This is a genomic window from Hydrocarboniphaga sp., assembly GCF_028291725.1.
Lineage (GTDB): Bacteria > Pseudomonadota > Gammaproteobacteria > Nevskiales > Nevskiaceae > Hydrocarboniphaga.
Genome location: NZ_JAQGNT010000043.1, coordinates 55,788 through 82,290, shown reverse-complemented (window position 1 = coordinate 82,290; position 26,503 = coordinate 55,788). Strand labels below are relative to the sequence as shown.

The 26,503-nt window shown below is 64.2% G+C and carries 19 protein-coding genes; 17 read left to right on the top strand and 2 right to left on the bottom strand.

The genetic code is table 11. The annotated features are described in order from the left end of the window. The 7 genes from JWQ90_RS12165 (at nt 1) to JWQ90_RS12135 (ending at nt 9,951) form a co-directional block, all read left to right on the top strand. Nucleotides 1–2,115: an acetate--CoA ligase family protein gene (locus JWQ90_RS12165; protein ID WP_299694108.1), complete on the top strand. Its 2,115-nt coding sequence runs from the start codon at nt 1–3 to the stop codon at nt 2,113–2,115. 17 nt (nt 2,116–2,132) lie between these two features. Further along, complete coding sequence (locus tag JWQ90_RS12160; RefSeq protein WP_299694105.1) at nt 2,133–4,475, top strand: enoyl-CoA hydratase-related protein; 2,343 nt, start codon at nt 2,133–2,135, stop codon at nt 4,473–4,475. Nucleotides 4,476–4,497: 22 nt separating this feature from the next. Next, complete coding sequence (locus JWQ90_RS12155) at nt 4,498–5,718, top strand: acyl-CoA dehydrogenase family protein (RefSeq protein WP_299694102.1); 1,221 nt, start codon at nt 4,498–4,500, stop codon at nt 5,716–5,718. Between the two features lie 31 nt (nt 5,719–5,749). After that, the gene (locus JWQ90_RS12150; RefSeq protein WP_299694099.1) at nt 5,750–6,538 is read left to right on the top strand and encodes a crotonase/enoyl-CoA hydratase family protein; all 789 of its coding nucleotides are present in this window, start codon (nt 5,750–5,752) and stop codon (nt 6,536–6,538) included. Between the two features lie 130 nt (nt 6,539–6,668). Continuing rightward, entirely contained in the window at nt 6,669–7,766 is a 1,098-nt protein-coding gene (locus JWQ90_RS12145; RefSeq protein ID WP_299694096.1) for a phosphotransferase family protein, read from the top strand. A gap of 112 nt (nt 7,767–7,878) precedes the next feature. Beyond that, nucleotides 7,879–8,919: a hypothetical protein gene (locus JWQ90_RS12140; RefSeq protein ID WP_299694093.1), complete on the top strand. Its 1,041-nt coding sequence runs from the start codon at nt 7,879–7,881 to the stop codon at nt 8,917–8,919. 639 nt (nt 8,920–9,558) lie between these two features. Further along, complete coding sequence (locus JWQ90_RS12135) at nt 9,559–9,951, top strand: hypothetical protein (protein ID WP_299694090.1); 393 nt, start codon at nt 9,559–9,561, stop codon at nt 9,949–9,951. Between the two features lie 85 nt (nt 9,952–10,036). Here the strand turns inward: JWQ90_RS12135 and JWQ90_RS12130 are convergent, their stop codons facing one another. Next, a complete protein-coding gene (locus tag JWQ90_RS12130) occupies nt 10,037–11,440 on the bottom strand; it encodes a hypothetical protein (protein WP_299694087.1) in 1,404 nt (467 codons plus the stop codon). Nucleotides 11,441–11,785: 345 nt separating this feature from the next. On the opposite strand from JWQ90_RS12130, the gene JWQ90_RS12125 reads away from it, so the two are divergent. Further along, nucleotides 11,786–13,324: a phosphoethanolamine transferase domain-containing protein gene (locus tag JWQ90_RS12125; RefSeq protein WP_299694084.1), complete on the top strand. Its 1,539-nt coding sequence runs from the start codon at nt 11,786–11,788 to the stop codon at nt 13,322–13,324. A 102-nt stretch (nt 13,325–13,426) separates the two neighbouring features. On the opposite strand, the gene JWQ90_RS12120 is transcribed toward JWQ90_RS12125, so the two are convergent. After that, on the bottom strand, nt 13,427–15,346 hold the full coding sequence (locus tag JWQ90_RS12120) for a tetratricopeptide repeat protein (RefSeq protein WP_299694081.1): 1,920 nt from the start codon (nt 15,344–15,346) through the stop codon (nt 13,427–13,429). Nucleotides 15,347–15,548: 202 nt separating this feature from the next. Here JWQ90_RS12120 and JWQ90_RS12115 point away from each other — a divergent pair, with 202 nt between their 5' ends. The 9 genes from JWQ90_RS12115 (at nt 15,549) to JWQ90_RS12075 (ending at nt 26,477) form a co-directional block, all read left to right on the top strand. After that, nucleotides 15,549–17,909, top strand: coding sequence for an acetyl-CoA acetyltransferase (locus JWQ90_RS12115; protein WP_299694078.1), 2,361 nt, complete (start codon nt 15,549–15,551; stop codon nt 17,907–17,909). 60 nt (nt 17,910–17,969) lie between these two features. Then, a complete protein-coding gene (locus JWQ90_RS12110; RefSeq protein ID WP_299694075.1) occupies nt 17,970–18,314 on the top strand; it encodes a hypothetical protein in 345 nt (114 codons plus the stop codon). Nucleotides 18,315–18,607: 293 nt separating this feature from the next. After that, the gene (locus tag JWQ90_RS12105) at nt 18,608–19,798 is read left to right on the top strand and encodes a hypothetical protein (protein WP_299694072.1); all 1,191 of its coding nucleotides are present in this window, start codon (nt 18,608–18,610) and stop codon (nt 19,796–19,798) included. A 2-nt stretch (nt 19,799–19,800) separates the two neighbouring features. Beyond that, complete coding sequence (locus JWQ90_RS12100; protein WP_299694069.1) at nt 19,801–20,235, top strand: OB-fold domain-containing protein; 435 nt, start codon at nt 19,801–19,803, stop codon at nt 20,233–20,235. Between the two features lie 27 nt (nt 20,236–20,262). After that, nucleotides 20,263–21,597, top strand: a complete 1,335-nt coding sequence (locus JWQ90_RS12095) for an AMP-binding protein (RefSeq protein ID WP_299694067.1) — start codon at nt 20,263–20,265, stop codon at nt 21,595–21,597. Then, complete coding sequence (locus JWQ90_RS12090) at nt 21,594–22,301, top strand: hypothetical protein (RefSeq protein ID WP_299694065.1); 708 nt, start codon at nt 21,594–21,596, stop codon at nt 22,299–22,301. Before JWQ90_RS12095 ends, JWQ90_RS12090 begins: the two co-directional genes overlap by 4 nt. A gap of 10 nt (nt 22,302–22,311) precedes the next feature. Beyond that, entirely contained in the window at nt 22,312–22,749 is a 438-nt protein-coding gene (locus tag JWQ90_RS12085; RefSeq protein WP_299694063.1) for an alpha/beta fold hydrolase, read from the top strand. Beyond that, the gene (locus tag JWQ90_RS12080; RefSeq protein ID WP_299694061.1) at nt 22,746–24,323 is read left to right on the top strand and encodes an AMP-binding protein; all 1,578 of its coding nucleotides are present in this window, start codon (nt 22,746–22,748) and stop codon (nt 24,321–24,323) included. Before JWQ90_RS12085 ends, JWQ90_RS12080 begins: the two co-directional genes overlap by 4 nt. 24 nt (nt 24,324–24,347) lie before the next feature. Further along, complete coding sequence (locus JWQ90_RS12075) at nt 24,348–26,477, top strand: acetate--CoA ligase family protein (RefSeq protein ID WP_299694058.1); 2,130 nt, start codon at nt 24,348–24,350, stop codon at nt 26,475–26,477. The last annotated feature ends 26 nt before the right edge of the window (nt 26,478–26,503 follow it).

The following is a 26,503-nucleotide window of genomic DNA, read 5'->3' as shown; positions in this document are numbered from 1 at the left end:
ATGTCATCCGAGTCAGCATCTGCAGGGCAGGGCGCGCTGAACCGCTTCTTCAAGCCGCGATCGATCGCGCTGGTCGGCGCAACCGAAAAGTCGCTGTGGTCGAACATGGCCTACGACAACCTGCAACGCTTCGGCTTCGCCGGACCTGTGCATCTGATCAATCCGAAGGGCGGGATCATCTACAAGCGCCAGGCGGCGGCGAGCTGTACCGCAGTGGGCGAGCCTATCGACGCGGCGCTGCTGATGGTGCCCGAAGCCGCGCTGGCCGATGCCATTGCCGACCTCGGCAGGGCGGGTATCAGCGGCGCCGTGGTGCTCTCCTCGGGCTTCGCCGAACTGGGCGCCAGCGGCGCGCAGCGGCAGCAACGGATCACCGAGGCCGCTCGCGCGGCCGGCGTGCGTTTGTTGGGGCCTAACTGTCTCGGCTACGTCAATTTCACCAGCGCGTCCCCGCTGTGGACGACCCAGCTGCGTCGTCCCATGGAAGACCGCAGTGTGGCCGTGGTCTCGCAGAGCGGTGCGACCGCGGGACAGCTGGCGCAGTTCGCCTATCAGCAGCGTGTGGGCTTCACCCACATGATCTCCACGGGCAACGAGGCCGATATCGATATCGCCGATGCGATCGAGTTTCTGATCGGCGAGGACGAGGTTCGATCGATCGCGGTTTTTATGGAGACCGCGCGCCGCCCGGCCGCTTTTATCCGGGCAGTGGCGCGGGCCAAGGCCGCCGGCAAGCCGGTGGTCGTGTTGAAGGTGGGAACCAGCGAGGCCGCCGCGAAAGCGGCACAGGCGCATACCGGCTCTCTGGTCGGCGACGACAAGGTGTTTGGTGCCGTGTGCCGTCGCTGGGGAATTCCGCGTGTTCATACGATGGAGGATCTGGTCGGGGTTGCCGACCTGATCGCCCGCGTCGGTCCCCTGAAGGCGGACGGGCTCGCCCTGGTCGGCATGTCGGGCGGCATGTGCGAAATCGCCGTCGACCAGGCCGAGCGTGACGGCGTGCCGATACCGGAACTGCAGAAGGAAACGCTTGCGCGTTTGCGAGCGGCGCTGCCGGAATTCGCCACGCCCAGCAATCCGCTGGATGTCACTGGCGGCGCCATGCTCAAGCCGGAGCTGCTGGAAACCGCGCTGGGCGAGATCGCCAGAGACCCGGGCGTCGGTATCGTCGTCCATCTTTTCGATGCGCCCGCCAAGATCGAGAACGTCGGCATCGGCCGCGTGTTCCTCAAGCACATCGGCGCCGGCTTCGCTGCCGGCGGCAAGCCCGCCGTGATGCTGAGTCACAACTACATGCCGGTGTCCGGCGACGCGCGTACGCTCGCGGAGGAAGCGGGCATCATCTATTCCGGCGCCGGCCTTTCGCATGGAATCGCGGCCATCGGGCATCTGATCGCCTGGTCGCGCGTGCAGCGCGCCGCGCCGCGGGCGTATGCGCAGGCGTCCCCGAAAGTCGTACTGCGACCCGTGGGCGAAAGAGCGGTGCTCGGCCACCTGGCGACTTCTGGAGTGCCGGTGATTCCCGGGCCGATCACGCGCTCGGCCGACGAGGCGGTGGCCGAGGCGGCGAAGCATGCGGGCGCCGTGGTGCTGAAGATCGCCTCGGCTGACATCCCGCACAAGACCGAAGCGGGCGGCGTGGCGCTCAACATCCGCGGCGCCGATGCCGTTGGTGCCGCGTGGGTGCAGATGATGGATCGAGTGCGCGCAGCCAAGCCCGGCGCGCACATCGACGGCATCATCGTGTCGCCCATGCGCAGCGAAGGTGTCGAGCTGTTCGTGGGCACGATGCGCGATCCGCAATGGGGGCCGGTGATCGCGGTGGGACTGGGCGGCGTCTTCGTCGAAGCGCTCAAGGACACCAGCCTGCGCGTCCTTCCGATCGACGAATCCGATGTGCTCGAGATGTTCACCGAGCTGCGGGGTTCCGCGCTGCTCGACGGTTTCAGGGGTTCACCGGCCGTGGACCGGCAGGCGACCGCCGCGGCGGTCGTCGCCATCGGCAACGCGGCGCTGGCGCTGGGCGAAGAACTCGTGTCGCTGGAAGTGAATCCGCTGCTCGTTGCCGGATCGCGTGTCGAAGCACTCGATGGCCTGACCATCTGGGCCGATTGAACAGGAGCAGCATGCCGATGAAGTCGATCTCTCCCGATCGGGTGCCTGTGATTCTCGCCATCGGCGAGGTGATCGATCGCCCGGCCGATCCCGCGTTGGCGCGTGAGCCCGTTGCGCTGATGGCCGATGCCTTGCGCGCAGCGCAGTCGGACTCGGGTGCACCTGCGCTGTTGTCGCTGCTCGATTCGGTGGAGCTGGTAGGCCAGGTCAGCTGGCGCTACCGCGATCCGGTCGGCTCGTTGTGTGAGCGGCTGGGTATTGCACCCGGCCGTATGATCAACGCCAGCATGGGCGGCGAGACGCCGATCCGCCTGCTGCATGAGGCCGCATTGCGTATCGCCGCGGGCGAGATCCAGGCCGCGGCCGTGGTCGGCGGCGAAGCGATCAATGCGCTCGGCAAGGCGCGCCAGTCCAAGATCAAACTGGACTGGACGCCGGTGGTCTCGCGCGAGCAGGCCGCCAGGATCGACTTCGAAAGCCTGCCCATCAGCGCTGCGTCCAAGGCAGTGGGCGTGACCGATCCGGTCCATATCTATCCCCTGTACGAGAATGCGCTGCAAGCCGCGCAAGGCGAAACGCCCGAGGCGGGCCTGCGCTCGGCGGCCGTGCTGTGGGCGCGCTACGCCGCGGTGGCTGCGAGCAACCCTTACGCCTGGCTGCGCACCTCGCCGGGCGCGGACGAGATCGCCACGGTATCGGAGAGCAACCGGCTCATCAGCTATCCGTATCCCAAGCTGATGGTGGCCAATCCGAGCGTCAATCAGGCCGGCGCCTTCGTCGTCACCAGCCTGGCACTGGCACGCAAGCTCGGCGTCGCCGAGGATCGCGTCGTGCACATCTGGGGCGGTGCCGCAGCCCAGGAGCCCGGCGACTATCTGGCGCGCGGCGGCTTCGATCATTCCACCGCGCAGAACGCAGTGCTGGAAGCGGCAGTGGAACTCGTTGGCGGCCGAGCATCGGCGTTCGATGCGATGGAGCTTTACAGCTGCTTTCCGGTCGTTCCCAAGCTGGCGTTGAAAACGCTGCAGCGACTGGGAATCGGTAGCGAAGTGGCACCAACGGCGGCGGGTGGGCTCACGTTCTTCGGTGGTCCGCTCAACAACTACATGACGCATGCGGTATGCGCCACGGTGCGCAAGCTGCGCTCCGGAGAATCTCGTCTTGCCCTGGTTTATGGGCAGGGCGGTGTCGTGAGCAAGCATCATGCGGTGGTGCTTTCATCGCAGCCCGCGTCCGCGCCGCTCGCCGCCGAATATTCCGTACAGCCGTCCGCGGACGCCGCGCGCGGCGCGATACCCGAATTGCTGGAACGCTATACGGGCCCCGCAGTGATCGAGACGCACACGGTGCTCTACAGCTCGAAGGGGCACGCGCTGCACGGCGTGGTGGTACTGAAAACGCCGGCCGGTGAGCGGGTGATGGCGAAGGTGCTGAACAGCGACGCAGTTTCGTTGGCATTGCTGCTCGACGCTGCGCGCAACCCCATCGGGTGCGCGGGCCATGTGCGCATCGATACCTACGACAAACTTGTTTGGGAGAGCGGAGCGGCTCGCGACCGCAGCGATCTGCCCAAGAAGTTCTGTACGGTCGAGCGCGATGGTCATCTCACCATCGTGACCATCAACCGGCCGGAGGCGATGAACGCCTTTCACCCGATGCTGAACGAGGAGCTTGCCGAAGTCTTCGACGAGTTCCAGCAGGACCCGGAGCAGTGGGTTGCCATCCTGACCGGCGCCGGCACGAAGGCCTTCTCATCAGGCAACGACCTCAAGCACACCGCCGAGGCAATGGCACGGGGCGAATGGGTGGAGCCGCCTGCCTCGGGTTTCGCGGGCCTGACTTCACGCTGGACACCCGGCAAACCGGTCATCGCGGCCGTCAACGGCGTCGCGATGGGCGGTGGCTTTGAAGTCGCGCTCGCCTGCGATCTGATCATTGCCGCCGAGAGCGCGGTGTTCGCGTTGCCGGAGCCCAAAGTCGGCCTGGCCGCACTGGCGGGCGGGCTGCTTCGCCTGCCCAGAGAGATCGGTCTCAAGAAGGCCATGGGCCTGATCCTGACCGGCCGTCGCATCGGTGCAGCGGAAGGGTACGCGCTGGGTTTCGTCAATGAAGTGGTGCCTGCGGAAGCGCTCATGGCAACGGCGAAACGCTGGGCCGAAGAAATCATGGCCTGCAGTCCGATGTCGGTTCGTGCCTCCAAGGAGGCGGTTCTCAAGGGCCTAGACGAGCCGACGCTGGAGCAGGCCTACGGTGCGCAGGTTCGCTATCCGGCGATGCGCGCCCTGTTCCGTTCCGCCGATATCCGCGAAGGGCCGCTCGCTTTTTCGCAAAAGCGCGCTCCTCAGTGGAAAGGCCGCTGAGTCAACGAGGGATCGACATCAAATGAATTTCGAGCATAGCGACAAGGTCAAGGCGCTGGTGGGCAAGCTGGAAGCTTTCATGACGGCCCACGTCTATCCGATCGAGCATCACGTCGAGATGTGGAATGCCGACGCATCCAACCGCTGGAAGCCCTGGCCGGGTTATGACGAGCTGAAGAGCAGAGCTCGCGAACAGGGCTTGTGGAACCTGTTTCTGCCGCACGAATACGGCGACATCAGTCCCGGTCTGAGCAACCTCGAATACGCGCCGCTGGCCGAGATCATGGGTCGCGTTCCGTTTTCTCCGGAGTTCTTCAACTGTTCCGCTCCCGACACCGGCAATATGGAAGTGCTGGCGAAGTTCGGTACGCCGGCTCAGCAGCAGCGCTGGCTGAAGCCGCTGCTGGACGGCGCGATACGCTCGGCCTATCTGATGACCGAGCCTGCCGTGGCCTCGTCGGACGCCACCAATGTTTCGACCGAAATCCGCCGCGATGGTGGCGACTACGTCATCAACGGACGCAAGTGGTGGATCTCGGGAATCATGCATCCCAAGTGCGATCTCCTGCTGATCATGGGCAAGACCGATCCCGACGCGCCCAAGCACTTGCAGCAGTCGACGATCATCGTTCCGCGCGATACGCCGGGCGTGTCGATCGTGCGCAACCTGCGCGTCTTCAACAACTGGCATTCGCCGGGCGGTGAAGCCGAGGTACTGCTGGAAAACGTCCGTGTCCCTGCATCGAACCTGATACTCGGCGAAGGACGCGGATTCGAAATCGCACAGGGTCGGCTCGGCCCGGGACGCATTCATCACTGCATGCGCTCGATCGGGCAGGCCCAACGGGCGCTGGAAGTGATGTGTCGCCGCGTCGACAGCCGCGTGGCGTTCGGTAAGAAGCTCGCAGATCAGGGCAGTATTCGCCAGGACGTGGCGCGCTCCTTCATCGAAATCGAACAGGCGCGTCTTCTTACGCTCAAGGCTGCCGACGCCATGGATCGGTACGGCAACAAGGTGGCCGCCGACCTGATCGCGGCGATCAAGATCGTCGCGCCGCAGATGGCGCAGACCGTGGCCGATCGCGCAATACAGGCGCACGGCGGAGCTGGTGTTTCGGACGACACGCCCGTCGCTGAGGCATTCCTGATCAATCGCTATCTTCGCTTGGCGGATGGCCCCGACGAAGTGCACATGGCGCAGCTGGGCCGCATGAAAATCAGGCAGTACGCGGCCGGTTTATGACGCCCGGGGCAGCAGAACTGGAGAGGCCACGATGAGTGACCGCATTGCACTGGATGTGAGCGATGGTGTCGCAGTCGTCAGGATGACGCGCGCCGACAAAATGAATGCACTAGACGAAGCGATGTTCGATGAACTGCTGCGGGTCGGAGAACAGCTGAGCGTGATGTCCTCGATCCGTGCCGTCGTTCTGCATGGGCAAGGCAGGGCATTCTGCGCCGGGCTCGATCTTTCGAACTTCGAACGCATGAAGGCCGGCCCGGGGCACCTTGAGTTGGTTGCGCGAACCCATGGATTGGCCAATGTGGCGCAGCAGATTGTGTTGCAATGGAGACAACTGGCCGTGCCCGTGATCGCTGCGGTTCACGGCGTCGCTCTGGGTGGCGGCTTTCAGCTGGCGCTGGGTGCCGACATGCGCTTCGTCCATCCGGAGACGCGATTTTCGGTCATGGAAATTCGCTGGGGCCTGGTTCCGGACATGGCGGGAATCCTGCTCATGCGCGAGCTCATGCGACCCGACGTCGTTTCTGAGCTGACCTACAGCGGCCGCGTGTTCACGGCAACCGAAGCGCAGACCTATGGCCTGGTGACGCGACTGTGCGATGAGCCGCTCGAAGCGGCCCTGTCGTTCGCGAAGGAAATCGCGGCCAGGAGTCCGAGCGCCATTCGCGCGGCTAAGCGCCTGCTAAGCATTGCAGACGATTCGGAGCCGAGGCGGATCCTTCAAGCAGAGTCTTGTGAACAGGCGGCACTCATGGGCAGTGCCGAGCAGGTGGAAGCGGTGCGGGCCACGCAATCCGCAGCGCGCGGCAGCGTGCGGTGAAAGCAGCCGGCCGTTCCGGGAGTTGGAGGCTGGGCTAGACGAGCGGCGATTGCCAAGTTATTGAGCTACGCTTCGCGTACAAACGAACCACAGTAATACGCATTGTGAGGAATATATGAGTAGCGACGTCATGAATACCGATGAAATTGGCAGTGGGATCGTTGCCATTCAGAGGAAGGCGCGATTCGCGGACACCTCGACGGACGAGTGGGGCGTGCGCTTGCGCGAACTCATCACCTCGCAGCCCGGCATCAGCCAGGCGAACGTGAGTAACGTGCGCCAGGTGGGAACCGCGGCCGGCGGGTCCAATGGCACGTTGTTGTTCGATGCCGATTATGTTGTTGACGGACAGCGCACCGACAAAAAACTGGTGCTGCGTTTTCTTCCCGTCAAAGGGCTCTTCCATCGTTACGACGTGAAAGCGCAGTTCGATCTGCAAAAAGCGCTCGAGACCAGCGATGTCCCGGTTCCGAAGCAGCTCTGGCTCGACCAGGAAGGCCGGTATCTGCAACGCCCCGGCTATGTGATGGAACAGGTGAGGGGTGGCAGTACGCCCATGACCTGGATGACGTCGGGCCTGATTGCGGACGCCACGCCTGCGGACCGACGCAAGATGACCACCGCGTTCGTCCACGCGCTGGCCACGATCCACCACGTCGACTGGAAAGCGGCGGGGCTGCAGTGGTTGGAGCGACGAGCAACGGGATCGCGGCCAATCGAACGGGAAGTGAACTGGTACTGGGACGCATTGATCTGGTCGAAGTCGTCGGTCTATACCGACCGGCTCGAAAAGGTGCGCCAGTGGCTGATCGCGAACGAGCCTACCGATACCGACACGGTGCTCTGCCACGGAGACGCCAACCTCGGCAACTACCTCTTTGAAGGTACCGAGATCACGGCCGTCGTGGATTGGGAGATGGCGTTCCTCGGTTCACCCGAGTGCGATCTGGCGTTTCTGAAATGCGGCGACCAGATTCTGCAGAGTGAGACGCCGTGGCCCGAGGGTGCAATCAGCTACGACGAAATGTACGTCGAATACGAGCGCTTCAGCGGACGCAAGCTGAAGCATATGGACTACTTCGAGTTCTTCTGCAATTACCGCATGGCGGTGATCAACGTGCTGGCGATGGGGCACTTCCCGCCGGAGGTGCTCGAAAGCTTCATGCCCGTTCTTCGGCGCGGACCTGAGCTGTGTTTCAAGCGTGCCCAGGAACTCGGCATTCTCTGATCGGCTAGAAAAAACACGACGCTCGAAACTGTCGGGCGCCGCAAACGTGGCGGTCCAGTCAGACGGATGGGCCGTGCTCAGTAGTTCTGAAAAAAGATTGGAGAGCATCACAATGGCGCACTTCACTGATCTTGATTTCCCCCACACGCCCGGAGCGCATCCTGACTGGCAGGAGTCCTGGGTTCTGATTTTTCGCGACCGCGTGACCAACTGCGTAGGCTTTCTACGGACCGGCTCGTATCCCAACCAGGGCACGACCCAGACGCATTGGGGCATGGCCTTACCGGATGGCACGCGCTTTCGGCGCCACCTGCTCGATCGTCGCATGCAGCCCGGCGACCGAACCGAAAAGACCGCCAGCTCCGGCACGATGAAGGTGTCGTTCGAGAACCCGGACTACGTACACTTCCAGGGTCATGATCCGGACGCGGAGGCTGACCTGCGGATCTACGATTTCTATCCCTCACAGAACTACGAACTGATCGGCGCAAGTCGCAGCGTGGATGGCGATCACACCAGCGGTTCCAGGGAAGCGCATGGCCATCCGGAAAGTGCAGGGCGCGTCGAAGGACATGTCCGCATCGGCGACCACGTCATCGAAATCAAAGATGGCTACGGCTACCGCGAACATGGCTTCGGCCCTCGCGCACTCGGTAAGGAACCGCCGCAGTTCTTCCGCAGCGCTCGCGCTCATTTCGGCAGCCTCGGGCCGGCTCTGTCGTATTCGCTGATCACTTCCCATGCTGCAGATGGAAGCTTTCACAAGTTCGGCTTTCTGATGCTTGATGGCAGGCGTGAAAAGATAAAAGATTTCCACACCTTTAACAGCACCTTCGGCGACGGCCTGTCCGTCGTTGGCGGCTGGACACAGGTCTTGTTGGAAAACGGTCAGAAGATTCGTATCGATGTCGAGACGATCGATGGCATCGTCACGTCAACCAGTCTCAACAACGGCGGCCCCGGCTCTTCTTCAGCGGGCGTGGAGGCATTATCTATACCCCGCTGGAATGGTCATGAAGGCATTTGCGATTTCAACATGATCGACAACGCGCACCGCGGTGAACAGCCTGTGTCGAATCTGTTCCTCGCCAATTCTGAAGATGGCTTGTCCAAGCGGAAGGACGATTTGTCCTGGATTCACTCCAATCGATGACGACGAAGCCTGTTGCCGCGGGATTGGATGATGGGTCTGCCTCAATACGATACGCAGCAAGTGCAGCGCGCGCGCAGCGGCAAAGTCAGTCCATCGAGCGACTTTCGCGGTGCCGTCGATGACCCACCGCTTGTTACCCCCTGCTGTGCACCACGACCATATCCGTGGTGGCGTCGAGGTCGAGGGCTTCAAGGGAGAGCCGATGGGGAAAAGACTGAGCCAGAGCACCTGACCATACCGTCAGCCAGTGCGTCCCGGTTTTGCCGCCACGCGCTTTCATGACTTCACATCCAATCCGATCCCGGCTTGCGATGCAACAAGAGCCCCAACGCCGCAGGCGCGGGCCGGCGTTCAGCCGCCATCGGACGCATCAGCACGCACATCGAGCGACCGAGACAACCTCTATTTATACGTCACCGGCAGACCCCGGCGGCCGTCGCCGTTGCGCCCACATCCCGGCCCCGCCGTTGGGACGCAGGCCAATGGAGGGGTCGGGGGAAACAATGGTCATACCCGCGACTGTGCCCCTCAAGGCCTGAGTCGCGGGTATGACCCGCTCCTACGCTGGCGGCAATGCCCCGGGGCTTCGTCAACTGCCATGCAGACCTCGAGCAACGCAAACTCGATCGGCGCCATACCGTGACCAAGCTGCTGTCCGACTGGCTCACGTTGTGGCTCAAGTGGACGCTCATGATCGCGCTCGTCGGTGCGCGACGGTATCTATCCGACGGCGGTCACTTCGAGAACACCGCGGCCTACGAGCTGATCCGCCGGCGTCTGCCGCTGATCATCGTTGCCGACTGCGGCGCCGACCCGGGCTACCAGTTCGACGACGTCGCCAATCTCGTGCGCAAGGCGCGCATCAATTTAGGCGCCGAGATCTGCTTTCTTGATGAATCCGAGCTACGTCGCATCGACGCGCTCACTACCGGCAAACAATGCAGCTTCGGATCGCTCGGCGAACTCTCCTGCAAAACGACGGCCGCCGCCTGGGGCGACAATGATGACGCCATAGCTGTAACGGCCCGCTGAAAAACCCGTCGAAATTTCGCGGTCCACGGGTCGGAGACTCGAGCAAGCCAGCTTGTTCTTAGCATGTATTGCCGAAGTGAATCGCCTACTGAACCGCGACCCGAACGGGATCACTCCCGACCTGGCTACGACTCTGTCGCCACCTCCGGCACATGAGTGCCCACCCCCAAACATAGGCGATCCAGGAGCAACGCTCAGCGGCGCCCAGCGACCTGGTCAGGTACATCACTAGCATGGGAGCTAAGGCTAGAGTACGCCAGCCCGTCAACTCACCAACCGGTGGGCGCATGGCCACAACCGAAGTTGCTTTGCGGCCGCCGCGCAGGTTCTGCTCAATGGCGCTGGACAAGCGGTTCTGATCCATCTGCCGCCACCCGGGGACCTCCATCAGCGTCCAGCAGGCTGCTGTGCGACCCCACCCATGGTTGTTTGACGACGCAACTACGGGCACGTTCATGTCGTCGGCCCACGCAAGAAGCGTTTCGTGGTACTCCTGTGACTGCGCGAGGCCCCTTGGACTGGCATCGCAAATTTCGATTGCGGAGACGTCCTTGAATCGGGGAACGCTGCTGCTTTGCAGGTCCAGAGGCGGTAGTGGAAGCGTGTAAATCAGGCTGCCGCGGCGAGCGCCAGCGTAGCGGGCGTCGTCATCGAGCAAGTTGCCCTTGAGCGCAGGCTCGTACTGTGCCTCCGGTCCGAGTGCGACGACGTAATAGCGACCTAGCCGAACCTCCACGGCGCTCAAGAGCATGGTGCCGGCACCGGCAACCGCGGGGTTCTGTTTCTCGGCTGCGCCTATCGCTTTCCAGTTTGCGTGGTCCGACAGATACGCGACATTGAAGCCACCGGCCACGTGCCATGCACGGTTGGCCTCGGAATCGAAACCTGGACGCCCATCGTGCGAGGCGTTGGTGTGGCTGTGAAAATCAATCGTCATAAGGTTTGGCGATTGAACGGCGAGCGCAGCCATGGGCCGAGGCAACAGGATACCGGCGGCGGAGATGGCCAGGATGACCGCCGTTGCCGTCACCGCCCAGATCGCGCCTTGCCGCCATCGATGTGAAGCTGAGCGGCCGCGGCCGGTCAGGGCCCCGTAGGCGGCGCATGCGCCGATCAGCGTGCCCCATAGGGAGCCAAGTTGCCCCAGTGTTAACAGTGTCAGCGTGTCCAGCAAACGACATATCGGGTCGAGTGCCAGGTACGTTGGCGGCAGGACGAGGCGAATGTCGTCGCCGATAGCGGTCGCGGAATCCAGTCGTTCAAGTGGCACCTCGGGGACTATCGAGCCCGCGAGGAGCAGCACCGAGATCGCAGCGGGAGCAAGCAGCCAGCCGTATGCGCTGCGCCAGTCTGAGGGCCGGGGTGCGATCGTGGTGTCACTGGAGCCGCGCTTCCCTCCATGCGTGGCGCGCCGCGTCAGCGCCCAGCGCGACGCTTGAACTCCGGTCCCGCGTAGTGCCTTCGGGCGGTCGTGGTTCTTATCGGTCACGGGCGCGTCTGGCGAACTTGGCGCTCGAGACGCTGGGGGGGGGTGGGCTATTGAGGGCAATCCTTCGCCTGACGTTCCCGTGCCCGAAAGGGGAGAGCAGTCAAGTGGCCGCGCCGCAGCGGCTTCAACGGTCGACAGTGCGCCGGAATGGACTACAGGTCGTTCCATAACCGACATTATGTAAGGCGTTTGGTTAGCATTTCGTTAGGTTGAGGCCAAACGGCAATGCGACTGTGTACTGCCTGCCGGCTTCCACATTTCGGCAGATGGCATGTCATGATTCGCATGCCTTTTGACTAACTGAACCGCCCGGTCGACGTTGGACAGCGAGATACGACAACAACTATGAGCGTTTATCGCAAGTTCCGTATATCCCACACCGCATTCTGTATCGCATATCCAGCATCGCTATACATCGTCTGCAACGCGATCAACTTCGAGAAACTGGCGAAATGGTTCCCAGGAAAGGATGGCCTGGACTACCTGTCGTTGTCAGCGTATCTGCTCGCCGGACTATGTCTGTTCACCGCATTCTTCACGCTACTGGCTCACCGCTGGACGATCAAGCCGCTGGCCATCCTGTTGACGGTCGCAAGCGCCGCGGCCACCTATTTCATCTCCAAGTACAACGTGGCCGTCGACGGCTCGATGATTCAAAACGTCTTGCACACCGATCCCACCGAGGTCGGGCAGCTGATATCTCTGCAGATGATTCCGTATGCGTTGTTCCTCGCGCTTGTGCCCGTGCTGCTTCTGTTGCGCGTGGACATTGGCTTCCGGCCTTCCGGTCGATACCTGCTCGCATCGCTGGCGGTCGTTGTGATCACGATATCCGTCGCGGTCGCCTGCCTTTACCTAAACCGCAACAGCATTCAGCGAGCGGGCACTATCTCCAACAAGTACATCGTGTATTTGCTGGTGCCCGTAAACGTGGTCTCCGGGACGATCGGTACTGCAGCCCATGCCTTGGCGCCCTATCTGAGTTTCCATCGCCGGCCACCTGAGTTCTCGGCCACTGTCACGTCGCCCGGCAATCTCGTGGTCGTCCTGGCCATCGGAGAGTCATCCCGTCAGAAAAATTTCGGCATCTATGGGTACGAGCGGCAGGACACGACACCCACGCTGCGTGAGATTGAGGGGCTCCACACTCTCAACGGCATCGCCAGCGTTGCATCGACCCTGTACGCGCTGCCGAAGATCTTGCGAATGAATCGCATCACGCTGCCGGCAATCGTTGCCAAGGCAGGCGTACCGACGGCCTGCTACGTCAACTACACGCTCTACGACAACTGTGCCACGGTGGGTGAAACCCGGGTGACTCACTGTGGACATGGCGGACACTGCTACGACGAAGACGTAATACCTTTGCTGAGTGCCAATCTGCAGGCGTACCGGTCCGGCTACTCGTTCGTGGTCCTGCATCTGGGCGGCGGCAGCCACGGACCCATCTATCGCGACCGCATACCGCCGGAGTTCCAGCGATTTGAGCCCACCTGCAACGATGCCGACGTCGCAAACAAATGCACCCTGGATCAGCTATACAACTCCTACGACAACACAATCCTCTACGTCGATCATGTCGTGGGCGAGATCATTCACGTCCTTGACGGCTCCGGAGTCCCGTTCGTGTTTCTCTATCTGTCAGACCACGGCGAATCTTTGATGGAGAACGGCGTAATGTTCCACGGCATGCCCCCGGGTGTGCCGCTGCCGGAGGAGCAGGCACGGGTTCCTCTGATCGTGAAGGCGTCGGTGCCGATCTCGATCGCCGATCGCGCCGAATATCAACAGCCGGACGTTTTCGACACGGTGCTCGATCTGTTTTCGATCAGCTCGGAAAAGTTCGATCGCGCCGGCAGCTTCATCAACTTACAGAAGCGATGATGTTCTAATTCACCAAGCTTGGCCAACGGCACCAAGTTGCGTCCGTGATACGACTCGCAGTCGCGGCCTGAGGAAACTGTGAACTGTTACTGCCGGTTGAGATCAGCAACAACAGCGAATGCCTTCATGCCGGCGAATTTGCAGCGACATGATTCGGGCGACGCTGGGCCTTGAAGCGCCGCTTGGATCGAGGTGGCCACGGCGCTTTCGTTTACCGTGCGCTGGCGCCACCGAGCCGTGTTTTTTTTGCTCCAGGGCCGGAGCGTTGGCCGGATCCAGGCCAGCCTTGCGTGCGATCGCTGCGTAACGGGGATCGTTGCGGTAGGCAGCGAGCGGGCTCGATGTGAAGAGCTGGTTGACGCCAGGGTCCTTGGCGGCTAGCGCGCGATCCAGCCAGCTGAAGGCGTCGTCTGGACTCTTGCGTGCCGCATAGACTTCGCTGATCTGGAAAGGGGAGTCCGCGCCGTTATCGCGGATCAATGCCTCGAGTTCGGCGTCCGCCTGCTTGCGATCACCGTGTGCGAACAGGGCCATCGCCAGCGCCCAACGACGCCAGAACGGATCGGTTTCCTGCCGCGCGACCGCGATCGCGGCGGAGGTATCACCCTGGTGGATCTTGGTGATGGCAAGCTGCGAATGGTTCGCCGCCGCCTGGGGCTCGATCTCGATGGCCTTGCGAAGCGCAGCTTCGGCTTCGTCGAAGCGTCCGATCAGATCCAACAAGAGGCCTCGCGAGAACAGCGCGTCGCGTGACAGGGGATCGAGCGCGACCGCCCGGTCGATCGTGGCGAGCGCCCCACCAATGTTGCCGCGTTCGGACTGCATGAGGCCGAGCTGGCGGATCACGCCCGCATCGTTCGGCGCGAGCTCGGCGGCCCGCGCGAACTCCCTTTCGGCGTCCGCGAATTGAAGGTCGATCCGCCGGAGTTGGGCGAGGGCGAAATGGGCCCGGGCAAGGTCGGGCTCGAGTGCCATGGCCGTGGCTACCGCCAAACGCACTCGGGCCATGGTGACTTCGCGTTCGACGCCCGAGTCGTTGGAATAAGTCCCCGCATACCAGAGACCGGAGATGGCGAGCTGAGCGTGGGCGAGCGCGTAGCGTGGATCCAGCGCGATCGCGCGTTCGTAGAATTCCATGGCCTTGACTTCGTCGGCTGCGTCCGCGCGCCGGGAGTGGAAGTTGCCCTGCAGCAGCGCCTGGTAGGCCTCGATGTTCCCGCTCGGTGGCCGGCCGTCACCGGGTTTGGCTACCAGGGTTTGCGTCGTGGCCATTCCCAGCGAGTGTTGCAGTTGCCCGGTAACCGCGATGGCTATCTCGGTCTGCACCGCGAAGATGTCCTTCAGGTCGCGGTCGTAGGTGTCGGACCACAGGTTGGATCCGTCGTCGGCGCGCACCAGCGCCACGCCGATGCGTACGCGGTCCGAGGCCTTGCGCACGCTGCCGTCGACCAGGTAGCCGACACCGAGCTTTTGTCCGATGGTTCGCGGGTCGTCCTTGCTGTTCTTGAACTGGAACGACGAAGTGCGGCCCATAACCTTGAATGTGCCAGCGCGGCCGAGGCTGTTGATCAGCTCCTCCGACAGCCCGTCCGAGAAATACTCCTGGTCGTGTCCCGGACTCAGATCAGCGAAGGCGAGCACCGCGATGGACTTGTCGTCAGGCACGCGCGTGGAATTGGCTATCGCGACGCTTGTGGCGGTTGGCAGCGCAAGACGCCATGCCAGCACACCGCCGGCCGCCAAAAGCGCTGCGAGGATCAGCATCTCGGTCGTCGTAATCCGCTGCGCGCCACGCTCGCCGTGATACCAGGCCAGGACCAGGGTCACGAAGAAGCCGACGGCCACTGCGATGATCAGAACGCGTACGATCTCCACGGGCCAGCCGAAGCGCTGTCCGATAAGATCAAGAATCTGGATAAGGCCGAACGATGCGGCGATGTAAGCGAGCGCCCATTGCACGTGGCACAAGGAGCACATCAGTGTTGCTGCCGATTGAAAACTGACCATCAGGACGAGCAGCAACAGTCCCAGAACGGCAGAAAGATCGAAAGCGGCGGCATACTGCGGATAACCGGTGCTGGGGGACGCTCGATACCCGCGACGTAGAGCCTGGCTTCCTGCTCGGCCCTGCTACACCAGCGAACTGCAGGCCAGTGTTATAATAGAGGTATCTTAAATGCGTTCGACCCGACGTGGTCGAGAAAGCTAAGGTGTCCAGCTTCCTATGGCAATGGAACTCAATACTCCCATCCTGGTTGGGGTCGGGCAGGTCGTCGAGCGTCTTGAAGACGCGGGCTATCGTGGATTGTCGGCCGTGGAATTGGCCGCCGCCGCGGCACGCAGGGCCTGCGATGATGCCTTGTCGCTGGCTGCGCTAGCCCCCTCGATCGACCTGGTGGCGGGCATCCGCCAGTTCGAGATCTCGTTTCCGATGGCGCAGGCGCCGCTGGGCCGCTCCAATAATTTCCCCCGGTCTGTCGCCCAGCGGATCGGCGCCCGTCCGGACCACGCGATCCTTGAAGTGACCGGCGGGCAGGGGCCGCAACATCTGCTGAGTGAAGTGGCCGAATCCATCGCCGGCGGCAAAATCCGTGTCGCGCTGCTGGTGGGATCGGAGGCAATCTCCTCGGTGCGCAATTTCGCCGGCCGCGACGAAAAGCCTGACTGGACCGAGCACGTCGAGGGCCAGCTGGAGGACCGCGGATACGGCATGCAGGGCTTGAGTACCCACTACCAACGCAGCCACGGGCTGACTGCTGCGGCCCAAGGCTATGCGTTGTGCGAGAACGCGCGCCGCAGCCGGCTGGGGTTGAGCCGGGAGGCGTACGCGCGGCAAATGGGCGAACTGTTCGCACCCTTTACGACGATCGCCGCGCAGAATCCGTATGCCGCTGCGCCCGAGGCGCATTCGGCTGGGGACCTGGTGTCGGTGACGGCGCGCAACCGCATGATCTCGGAGCCCTATCCACGGCTGCTGGTTTCGCGCGATCAGGTCAATCAGGCAGCGGCGCTGCTGATGACCAGCGTCGGCGTCGCTCGCGAACTCGGCATTCCCGAGTCGCAATGGATTTACCTACATGGGTATGCGGATCTGCGCGAGCGCAGCCTGATCGAACGTGCCGATCTGGGCCGCAGTCCGGCGGCGGTCGCCGCCTGCCGCAGTGCACTGGACGCTGCCGACGTCGACATCGGCCAGGTTCGATATCTCGACTTTTACAGCTGCTTTCCGATCGCGGTGTCAAACGTCGCCGACGGCCTCGGTATCGCCCACGACGACCCTCGGGGGCTGACGGTCACCGGTGGCCTGCCGTACTTCGGCGGGGCTGGCAACAATTACTCGATGCATGCCACTGCCAGCATGGTAGAGAAGTTGCGCGCCGATCCCGGCAGCTTCGGTCTCGTCGGTGCCAACGGCGGCCTGATGTCGAAGTACTCGGCCGGCGTGTTTTCGACGCGACCGGCTGCGTGGAAGCGATGCGACTCGAGCGCGCTGCAGGCGTCCCTGGACGCCGCCGCCGCACCGCCCACGCTGTTCCAGGCGGACGGACAAGCGCGCATCGAAACCTACACACTGGTTTACGACAAGGGCGAGCCGAAGCATGCCATCGTCATCGGCCGCATGGATGGCAGCGGCGAACGGTTCTTCGCGATGAGCGCCGATCAGGACATCGAGACCATCGGCGCGATGCTCGCCGCCGATGCGCTCGGCAAGCCCATCGCCGTGCGCAGCTTCGCCTTCGGCAATCGCTTCGCCTTCAGCGAGCAGAGACTTTCAGCGCTGTTTCCGCCGCGTCCCAGGACGCTGCGTGGCGACTACGAGTTCTGCAAAGTCGAACGTCGCGGCCGTGTCCTGGAAATCACCATCAACCGGCCGGAGGTGCGCAACGCGCTGTCGCCGCCCGCCAATCTCGAAGTCGAGGAAATCTTCGACGCTTTTTTCGCTGATCCGGAACTCTGGATTGCGATCCTGACCGGCGCAGGAACCGAGGCGTTCTGCACCGGCAACGACCTGCGCTGGCAGGCCAGCGGCAAACCCAGCTTCATACCCAAGCAGGGCTTCGCCGGCCTTACCAGCCGGCTCGAACGCAACAAGCCGGTCATCGCCGCGGTCAACGGTTACGCCATGGGCGGCGGCTTTGAAACCGCGCTGGCCTGCGACCTGCTGGTGGCCGATACTCAGGCGCAGTTTGCGTTGCCCGAGGTCAAGGTCGGGCTGTTTGCCGGTGCCGGCGGCATCGTCCGCCTGCCTCGGAACGTCCCGCGCAAAATCGCGGTCGAACTGCTGTTGACCGGCCGGCGAATGGGCGTCGACGAAGCGCGCAGTCACGGGCTGGTGAACCGGGTCGCCGATGCCGGAAAGGCCTTGGACGCTGCACGCGAACTCGCTGCGGAGATACTCGAAGCCTCACCGGTTGCGGTGCAATGCACGCTGCAGGCGCTCGCCGAAGCCGACCGTCATGCCTCGCAGATCGATGGCGCCCGAGCACGCAGTGCGGTAGTCGACCGGCTCACGACCAGCGAGGACATGATGGAGGGCGTCGTCGCGTTCACGCAGAAGCGCAAGCCGCAGTGGACGGGACGATGAGCCCTTAACGTCGTTGCTGGCAAGCTGAACTGGAATCAGGAGTGAGGACGGAGGTGAACGATGGCCTGTTGCGCAATAGCGGCTTTCCTTTTTGGCCAGATTTACTTCGGTGTAATGGCGGCTCGCCGCTGGCTGTTCGGCGAACGGAGCGCGGCCGCTATCGCCGTCACGGTCGACGCGGCCGACTGGCGCGCAGGGCAGCTCTCGCCGCGGCCTGCGCCACGCCCCTGGCTGCGCTGGTTCGACTATTCGCCGCGCCGCGCGGCCCTGATCTTGGTCCTGTCGACGAGCGCGCTGGGCGTTGCCTATGCCGCCGGCCAGGCGGCTGACGATGGCGGTGTGCTTGCGTCAGTCGCGGGCAGCCGGTGCGGTGGTCTGTTCTCCAGTGCCTCCCGTTTCCCCTGATTCAGGTAACGGATTCGATGTCGGTCTGCGGGCGGAGGGTGCTCGCATGGCCCGCGATGAATCGTCGTCCCCGCTTGGATTGATCGATTGATCGGCAACCATCGGGGGCGAAAACCCCGGAATCGACTCGCCCGGAATCGACTCAATGTTGCATTTCTGCATCGACTTTCGGTTGACCCATCGGTCGCCGGCTTCTAACATTAAAAGAAATACCTGTTTAGAGAATCGGTGATATCGGCTCGGCCGTCGGACCCGATCGACGACGGGGCCTACTGCGATGAGGAACGAGAGCGATGGTCTGGGAACACCGCGACAAGGCGGCAATCGTGGGTGTCGGCGCCACGCCGTATTACCCGCGGGGCCAATCCTGGCCGCGCACCACCAACGAGATGATCGGCGACGCGATCCTCGCGGCCTGCGACGACGCTGGCATCAAGGTGCAGCAGATCGACGGCTTCGCGTATTACGCGAGTGCCATGGCCGGTTATGTCGACAAGATGGACACCGCCAGCCTGATGGAGATGCTCGGCATCCCCGAGGTGACGTTCACCGCGACGCTGACCAGCGGTGGCGGCGGATCGGCCGGGTCGATGGGCCTGGCCGCAGCCGCGCTGATCGCCGGTGACGCCACGTACGTGGTCACGGTCATGGCGCTGCAGCAGGCCAAGCAGCGGCTCGGCACGGTGTTCGGCGCCTTGGCGCCGGACCCGGAGAACTCCTTCCTGCAACCGTCGGGTCTGGTCGGGCCTGGCCATCTGATGTCGGTGCTCGCGCGCCGCCATATGCATCTTTACGGCACGCGGCGCGAAGCCTTCGCCGAGATCGTGATGTCGAGCCGGCAGAACACGCTCAACCGTCCCGGCGCGATGCGCCGTACGCCGCTGACGCTCGATGAATACTTCGCCGCGCCGATGCTTGCCGATCCGCTGTGCCGCCTGGATTTTTGCCTGGAAACCGACGGCGCCGTCGCGGTGATTACCACCACTTCCGATCGCGCTCTCGATCTCAAGCAGAAGCCGGTCTATATCCATGGCGCCGTGCACGGCGGTCGCGCGCAATGGGGCCGTGCTTTCGCATGGATGGGCATGCCGGACGAGTATTTCGCGTCGGCAGGCAACAAATCCATCGCCGATCGCCTGTGGGCCAAGACCGGGCTGAGCGCCGCCGACATGGATGTGGCGCTGCTCTACGACCACTTCAGCCCGCTGGTGCTGATGCAGCTCGAAGACTACGGTTTCTGCGCGCGAGGCGAAGGCGGCGCCTTTGTCGAAAGCGGCGCGATCCGATTCGACGGCGGCAGTATCCCGGTGAACCCGCACGGAGGGCAGTTGTCGGAGGCCTACATCATCGGCATGACGCATATCCGCGAAGCGGTCGAGCAGTTGCGCGGCGTCGCGATCAACCAGGTGCCCGACGCGGAACTCGCGCTGGTCACCGGCGGCCCGGCGTCGCTGCCGGTATCCGGCCTCGTGCTGAGGAAATGACGATGAGCGTGACGCTTTCCATCGCCGTACCCGGCGATCACATCGCCATCAGCACCAATCCGGCGACCGAGCCGTTCTGGCAGGCCGCCCGCGAGCGCCGGCTCACCGCCTGCCAGTGCGGTAGCTGCGGCGCGTTCCGCATGCCGCCGACGCCGTTCTGCCCCAAGTGCCAGAGCAAGCAGCTGCAGTGGCCGACGCTGCCGGGCACCGCGACGATCTACAGCTATGTCGTCTGCACGCGCTCGCCGTACCCGGACGTGGCGGATTTCGTCTACGTGCCGATCGTCGTCGATCTCGACGGCGCGCCGGGAACACGGCTGGTCTCGAACCTGGTCGGCGTGGACCCTGCCACTGTGGCGATCGGCCAGCGTGTGCAGGTGGAGTGGAACCCGATCCAGGACGGCTGGCTGCTGCCGGTGTTCCGGCTCGCCGACTAGGCGAGCGACCATGCGGAGGAGAATCCGATGAGTGTTGCGACGAGCGCGCCGACAGAGTGCGTTGACGAGCGTTACTACGATCCGTGGCGCGAGACGATGCCGCGTGCTGATATCGAGCAGTTCCAGCAGGCGCGCCTGCTGGAACTGTTGCCGCGGGCCTACAAGGGCGCGCCGCTGATCCGCTCCACCTGGGAGGCGGCTGGCCTCGCGCCGCAGGACATTCGCTCACTGGCGGACTTCAAGGCGCGCGCTCCCTTCATCGACAAGGATCACATCCGCGCCTGGCGCGACGCGCACGGTGATCCCATGGGCGGCATGCTGATGGCAAGCCCGGATGAGCTGGTCACGATCAGCTCCACCTCCGGCACCACCGGCGAACCCACGCCGATACCGCATGGCATGTACACCGCCGTCGATCAGGACCTGATGCGCGGTTACTGGCACATGGGCGCGCGTCCCGGCGACGCCATCGTGTTCTTGATGTTCACCTATCGCGGCGGCATGTTTCACGCGCATGGCCTGTCGCGCATCGGTCTGACGGCGATCCCGATCGCCCACGATCCGGCCGAGATTCCGCGCTTCGTCGCGGCGTCTCGCCAGTTCCGGCCGACCGTGCTGATGATGCTGTCGAGTCCGCTGATCATCGGTCTGGAGCAGTACTTCGAAAAGACCGGCATCGATCCGCTCGATGTGTTCTCGTCCTACAAGGGTGTGATGTTCGGCGGCGAACCGCTGTCGCCGCGCTTCGCGGCGCTGGTCAAAAGCTGGGGACTGGAATTGTTCGAGTTCACCACGCTGGGCGATGTCAGCGGCGCCGTGCAGTGCCGCATGCACGACGGTATGCACGCCTCGGAGGACCTCGCGCTGGTCGAAAACCTGGACGACGATGGCAAGCCCGTGCCCGACGGCCAGATCGGCGAGATGGTGGTGACCTCGCTGGCCGACGATCACGCGCCGATGATCCGCTATCGGACCGAAGACCTCGTGCGCATGGACCACAGCCCCTGTGCCTGTGGACGAACGCATGCACGCTTCTGGCCTATCGGGCGCAAAGGCGACCAGATCCTCGTCGATGGCCGCTCGATCCTGCCGCGCGACATCCAGCCGCTGGTGGAGGCCGAACACGAAACTCGCTCATGCCTGTTCCAGATCATCCGGCCTCAGCGCGACCTCGCCGCGCTGAGGCTGCGCGTCGGCTACGAGCCCGCCTTGCTTCAGGGCACTGCCGACGGTCTCGCCGCGCGCCTGTCGGAGCGTTTGCGCAGCGCCCTGAACGTGCCGGTGCAGGTCGAGCTCACGCCCTGCGATGAGCTGCTCAAACTCGGGCCGCCTCACAAGATTCCACGGGTGACCCGGCAATGAGCGCCATCAGCCACTCCGCCGCAGAGGGCGGCGCCTACCCGGCACGTCCTGCCGCCGTCGTCGGGCGTTATCTGATCACCGGTCAGTTTCATTTTCTGCCGGCGTCCGAGCGCGATATCGACCGCGCCAAGCAAGCCGTCGGCCGCATTCTCGACACCTATGCGTTCGCTCGCGGCCGCCATACGCTGGTGATCTCAACGCTGGGCGACGTCGTCCAGATGCTGCCGTTGAAGCTGGCGATGGTGGATCGCAATCTGATCGTCTGCACCGCCGATGCGAGCCCCTACGAATTCGGCCGTATCCGGTCGATGATCGGACGCTTCGATATCGCGGCGGTGTTCGGCGTCACTGCCGCCGTGCTCGACGGGCTCATCGCCAGCGGCACCGATCCGGCTGCGCTGTTCAAGGGCAAGGTCGTATGGGCGCGGCCGGACGCGTATGCGCGCCTGCAGAACGCTGCGGACATCGAGCTGCGCCGCTGGATCGAGCTGGGTCCGGCGCTGGCGCTGGAGTGCCGCTGCGGTGACGGTGCTCATATCGACAGCCTGGAATGGCAGCTGGACCGCGCCGATGACGGAGAACTGCTCGTCAGCAGCCGGCTCGACCGTGCGCTGAGCTTCGTGCGCATGGCGACCGGTATACGGGCGACGCTGACGCGCGATCTCTGCGGCTGCGGCCATCCCGGTCCGCGTGTGCGGCCCTGAGTTCGCGAAGGTGGAACTGGCAGCTGCGGGTTTTCACGCGCTGAGCCTGGACCTGCGCGGCCATGGCGACAGCAGTTGGGCCGCCGATGGGGACTACCGTATGGATCGGCAGGCCGACGATCTGCGCGCGGTACTGGCGCAGTTGCCGGGCCGTCCCGGCCTGGTCGGCGCCTCGCTGGGCGGCCTGGCGGCGCTGCTAACGGTGGGCGAGGGCGATATGCCCTGCGCGAGCGCGCTGGTACTGGTCGACATCGTGCCGAACATCGAGATGGGCGGCGCGACGGAAATCCACGATTTCATGCGCTCGGCACCGGATGGATTCGCCAGCCTCGACGAGGCTGCCGATGCCGATCACATGGTCGCCGGCGACCGCAACGACGCTTTCAACCGGCCTCTGATCGAATTCCTCAGGCGTGTCACGCGCGCCGACAAGCGAGCCGCGACATGACACGCGACATGACAAGTACACAGACCCGCTGCAGCCCGGCCTACGATACGGTGCGGCTCTATGGCCTGGGCGATCTGCTGCGCGAGCAGCGTCGCTCGCGGCCACAGCGAGTCGCGGTGGTCGACGCGCATCACCGGTTCACGTTCGCGCAGCTCGACGCGCGCGTGAACCGGCTGGTCAACGTGTTGCGCACTCACGGCGTCGGAGAGAACGATCGCCTGCTGTGGCTGGGCCAGAACTCGTTTCGCGTGATGGAAGTGCTGCTCGCCGCCGCCAAGCTCGGCGCGCTGCTGTGCCCGGCGAACTGGCGGATGACCGCGGCCGAAGTGACCGCCAGCATCGAAGACTTTCAGCCCAAGGTGGTGTTCTGGCAGGAGGCCGAGATCGGCGAGGCCTACCGCGCCACACGCGCATCGTGGATGGATCAGCATCACTGGATCCAGCACGACGCCGAGGCGGGCGAGCCCGGCGGCTACGAGACGCTGCTCGCCGCCGCCAGCGATGCCGATGCCGACCTGCAGATCGATTCCGAAAAGCCGGTCCTCGCGATCTATACCGCCGCTTTCGACGGCAGGCCCAATGCCGCGCTGTTGTCGCATACGGCGCTGCTGCTGCAGGGCATGATCAACGTGCAGGGCCAGGAGATCCACGAAAGCAGTGCCTACCTGGTGTCCGGCCCGATGTTCCATGTGGGCGTGCTGATGGGCACGCTCGCGACCTTCCTCGCCGGCGGCCGCTGCGTGTTCGTGCCGCGCGTCGATGCAAAACAACTGCTCGACCTGGTGGTCGCCGAGCGCATCACGCACGGCTTCCTGACCTTGCCGACGGTCGAGCAGATGCGCGCGCTCAACAGGGACGGGGCCTACGACGTCAGCAGCCTGTTCCCGACGCCGGACATGCGCGACTGGAAGCTGCCGATGGTGATGCCGGTGACGGCGCCGCTGATGAAGACCTTCGGCGGCTACGGCCAGACCGAGATCGGTGGCCTGTCGGTGCTGACCTGGATGGGCGGCAGTGCTGCCGGCCGCCCGGCGCCGTTCCTGCAGATCATGATCGCCGATGAGGACGGCAAGGAAGTGCCTCCGAACCAGGTCGGTGAAATCTGTGCGCGCGGCCCGCTGGTGATGTGCGGCTACCTGCATCGCGACGAGGAAAACGCGCGCCGCACACGCCACGGCTGGCATCGCACCAACGACCTGGGGCTGCGCAAGGACGACGGCTCACTGGTATTCGTCGGCCCCAGGACCACGATGATCAAGACCGGGCTGGAGAACGTGTATCCGGCCGAGGTCGAGGCCTGCCTGAAGCGGCATCCGGCGGTCGCCGACGCCTGCGTGATCGGCGTGCCGGACCCGACCTGGTCGCAGAACGTCAAGGCCATTGTGCTGAAAAGGCCGGGCCACGACGCCAGCGAACAGGAGCTGATCGATCACTGCCGCGAACGCATCGCCTCGTACAAGAAACCCAAGAGCGTGAGCTTCGCCGACAGCCTGCCGCGCAATGCGATGGGGCAGATCGATCGCGCCGCGGCCGACGCGCTCCATGGTGGCGGCAACTATCCGAAAGTCGGCTGACCCGCCCATTTTTTTGAGATTCCGATGACTCCCACCCGCAAGCCTGCCGACCTGTCGAAGCTGTTCCGCGCGCGCTCGATCGCCTTGGTCGGCGCCACCGAAAAATCCACGTGGTGCCAGATCCTGCTCGGCGGCATCCGCGCCAGCGGCTACGCCGGCGAACTGCATCTGGTGAATCCCAAGGGTGGCGAAGTTTTCGGCCGCGCCGCCTTCACGTCCTGCGTGGCGATAGGCCGGGCTGTGGACATCGCTGTGATCATGGTGCCTGCAGGCGTGGTTCTCGGCGTGCTCGAAGATGTCGCCGCGGCTGGCATCCGCTACGCCGTGGTGCTGACCTCCGGTTTCGCCGAACTCGGCGAGCAGGGCGCCAGAATCCAGGATGAATTGATCGACCGCGCTCGCTCGCTGGGGCTGTCGCTGTTCGGCCCCAACTCGCTGGGCTTCATCAATTACATCGACAACGTGCCTGCGATCGTGCTGCCGCCGATGGTCAAGCGGGCAGGGCCGGTCGCCGTGGTTTCGCAGAGCGGCGCGACGGCCGGCGCCATCATGGGTTTCGCCCAGCAGCAAGGCGTGGGGCTCAGCTACGCAGTCACACTCGGCAACGAGGCCATGATCGGGCTCGCCGAGGTGCTGGATTTCCTGATAGACGATGAGTCGACGAAGGCGGTCGCAGTTTTTGCCGAGTCGATCCGCGATCCGCGCGCGTTCATGGCGTCCGCGGCACGAGCCCATGCCGCGCGCAAACCGATCGTGATTCTCAAGGTCGGCACATCGGAGCTGACCGCCAAAGTGGCGCAGGCGCACACCGGTGCGCTGGTCGGCGACGACAAGGTCTTCGATAGCGCGTGCCGGCAGCTTGGCCTGGCGCGCGTCGGCAGCATCGAGGAGCTGGTCCAGACCGCGGCGCTGCTCGCCTATACCGGCCCGATCACGCAGCGCTCGCTGGGCCTGGTGTCGATCTCCGGCGGCGCCTGCGAGATGGTCGCCGACAATGCCGAAACGTTCGGCGTCGCGCTGCCCCAGTTCGGTGAGGAGACGCTCGCTGCGCTGCGCGGCGTGCTGTCGGAAATGGGTGCATCCACACACAACCCGCTCGATGTCACCGGCGCGGCCGTCACCAAACCCGAAATGTTCGAGAACGTGCTGAGGATCGCCGGCAGCGATCCAGGCATCGGCATCACCGCGACCGTCTGCGGCCTGCCGGACGAAGCGTCGAAGATCAGCAAGTTCAACACGGTCGCCCTCGCGCACATCGGCCGCGGCATCCAGGCCAGCGGCAAGCCGGGCGTGCTGTTGACGCAGACACTGCAACCCGTCAGCGAGCTCAGCCTCAAGCTGCTGGAGGAGTCCGGCGTTCCGTTTGCGCTTTGCGGCCTGGACGACGGCATCCAGGCACTGGGCCATGCTTTCGCCTGGTCTGCGTCGCTGGATCGCGCGGTCTACCGGCCGCTGCCGCCGTCTGCCGCGGCCGTCGCCAGGCCGCGCAGCGAGCGCGAGACGCTGGAGTACCTGGCGGCCAGCGGCGTGCCGGTGATTCCGGCGGTGACTGCGACCTCGTCGGCCCAGGCGGTGATGGCTGCTGCCGAAGCGCTCGGCCCGGTGGTGCTGAAGATCGCCTCACCCGATATCGCGCACAAGACCGAGGCCGGCGGCGTACTGCTGAACCTGGCCGACGACGCGGCCGTCGCCGAAGGCTACGCGCGGATTCTGGCCAACGTCGCCAAGGCGCAGCCGGACGCGCGGATCGACGGCGTCATCGTGTCGCCGATGCGAGCCAAAGGCAGCGAGCTGTTCGTCGGCATCGCGCGTGACCCGCAGTGGGGGCTGGCGATCGCGGTCTCCCTCGGCGGCGTCTGGGTGGAGGCCTTGCAGGACAGCAGCCTGCGACTGCTGCCGGTTGCGGCTGGCGAGATCAGGGCGATGTTCGAGGAACTGCGCGCCGCCAAGATCCTGCGTGGCTACCGTGGCCAGCCGGCGGTGGACCTGGATGCGGTGGCGCAGGTCGTCGAAAGGATCGCGCAGGCCGCGATCGCGCTCGGCCCCGACCTGGTGTCGCTGGAAGTGAACCCGCTGTATGTCGGACCCGACGGCCGCATCGAATGTCTGGACGCCCTGGCAATCTGGAACGACACGCCGGCACCCTCGCACTGAGAGGCTACGAGTTTTTCGCCCGCCTA

What these genes read in the sequence shown, in the direction of transcription:
- JWQ90_RS12165 (WP_299694108.1), top strand. Translation starts at nt 1, where the DNA reads ATGTCATCCGAGTCAGCATCTGCAGGGCAGGGCGCGCTGAACCGCTTC.
- JWQ90_RS12160 (WP_299694105.1), top strand. Translation starts at nt 2,133, where the DNA reads ATGAAGTCGATCTCTCCCGATCGGGTGCCTGTGATTCTCGCCATCGGC.
- JWQ90_RS12155 (WP_299694102.1), top strand. Translation starts at nt 4,498, where the DNA reads ATGAATTTCGAGCATAGCGACAAGGTCAAGGCGCTGGTGGGCAAGCTG.
- JWQ90_RS12150 (WP_299694099.1), top strand. Translation starts at nt 5,750, where the DNA reads ATGAGTGACCGCATTGCACTGGATGTGAGCGATGGTGTCGCAGTCGTC.
- JWQ90_RS12145 (WP_299694096.1), top strand. Translation starts at nt 6,669, where the DNA reads ATGAATACCGATGAAATTGGCAGTGGGATCGTTGCCATTCAGAGGAAG.
- JWQ90_RS12140 (WP_299694093.1), top strand. Translation starts at nt 7,879, where the DNA reads ATGGCGCACTTCACTGATCTTGATTTCCCCCACACGCCCGGAGCGCAT.
- JWQ90_RS12125 (WP_299694084.1), top strand. Translation starts at nt 11,786, where the DNA reads ATGAGCGTTTATCGCAAGTTCCGTATATCCCACACCGCATTCTGTATC.
- JWQ90_RS12115 (WP_299694078.1), top strand. Translation starts at nt 15,549, where the DNA reads ATGGCAATGGAACTCAATACTCCCATCCTGGTTGGGGTCGGGCAGGTC.
- JWQ90_RS12110 (WP_299694075.1), top strand. Translation starts at nt 17,970, where the DNA reads ATGGCCTGTTGCGCAATAGCGGCTTTCCTTTTTGGCCAGATTTACTTC.
- JWQ90_RS12105 (WP_299694072.1), top strand. Translation starts at nt 18,608, where the DNA reads ATGGTCTGGGAACACCGCGACAAGGCGGCAATCGTGGGTGTCGGCGCC.
- JWQ90_RS12100 (WP_299694069.1), top strand. Translation starts at nt 19,801, where the DNA reads ATGAGCGTGACGCTTTCCATCGCCGTACCCGGCGATCACATCGCCATC.
- JWQ90_RS12095 (WP_299694067.1), top strand. Translation starts at nt 20,263, where the DNA reads ATGAGTGTTGCGACGAGCGCGCCGACAGAGTGCGTTGACGAGCGTTAC.
- JWQ90_RS12090 (WP_299694065.1), top strand. Translation starts at nt 21,594, where the DNA reads ATGAGCGCCATCAGCCACTCCGCCGCAGAGGGCGGCGCCTACCCGGCA.
- JWQ90_RS12080 (WP_299694061.1), top strand. Translation starts at nt 22,746, where the DNA reads ATGACACGCGACATGACAAGTACACAGACCCGCTGCAGCCCGGCCTAC.
- JWQ90_RS12075 (WP_299694058.1), top strand. Translation starts at nt 24,348, where the DNA reads ATGACTCCCACCCGCAAGCCTGCCGACCTGTCGAAGCTGTTCCGCGCG.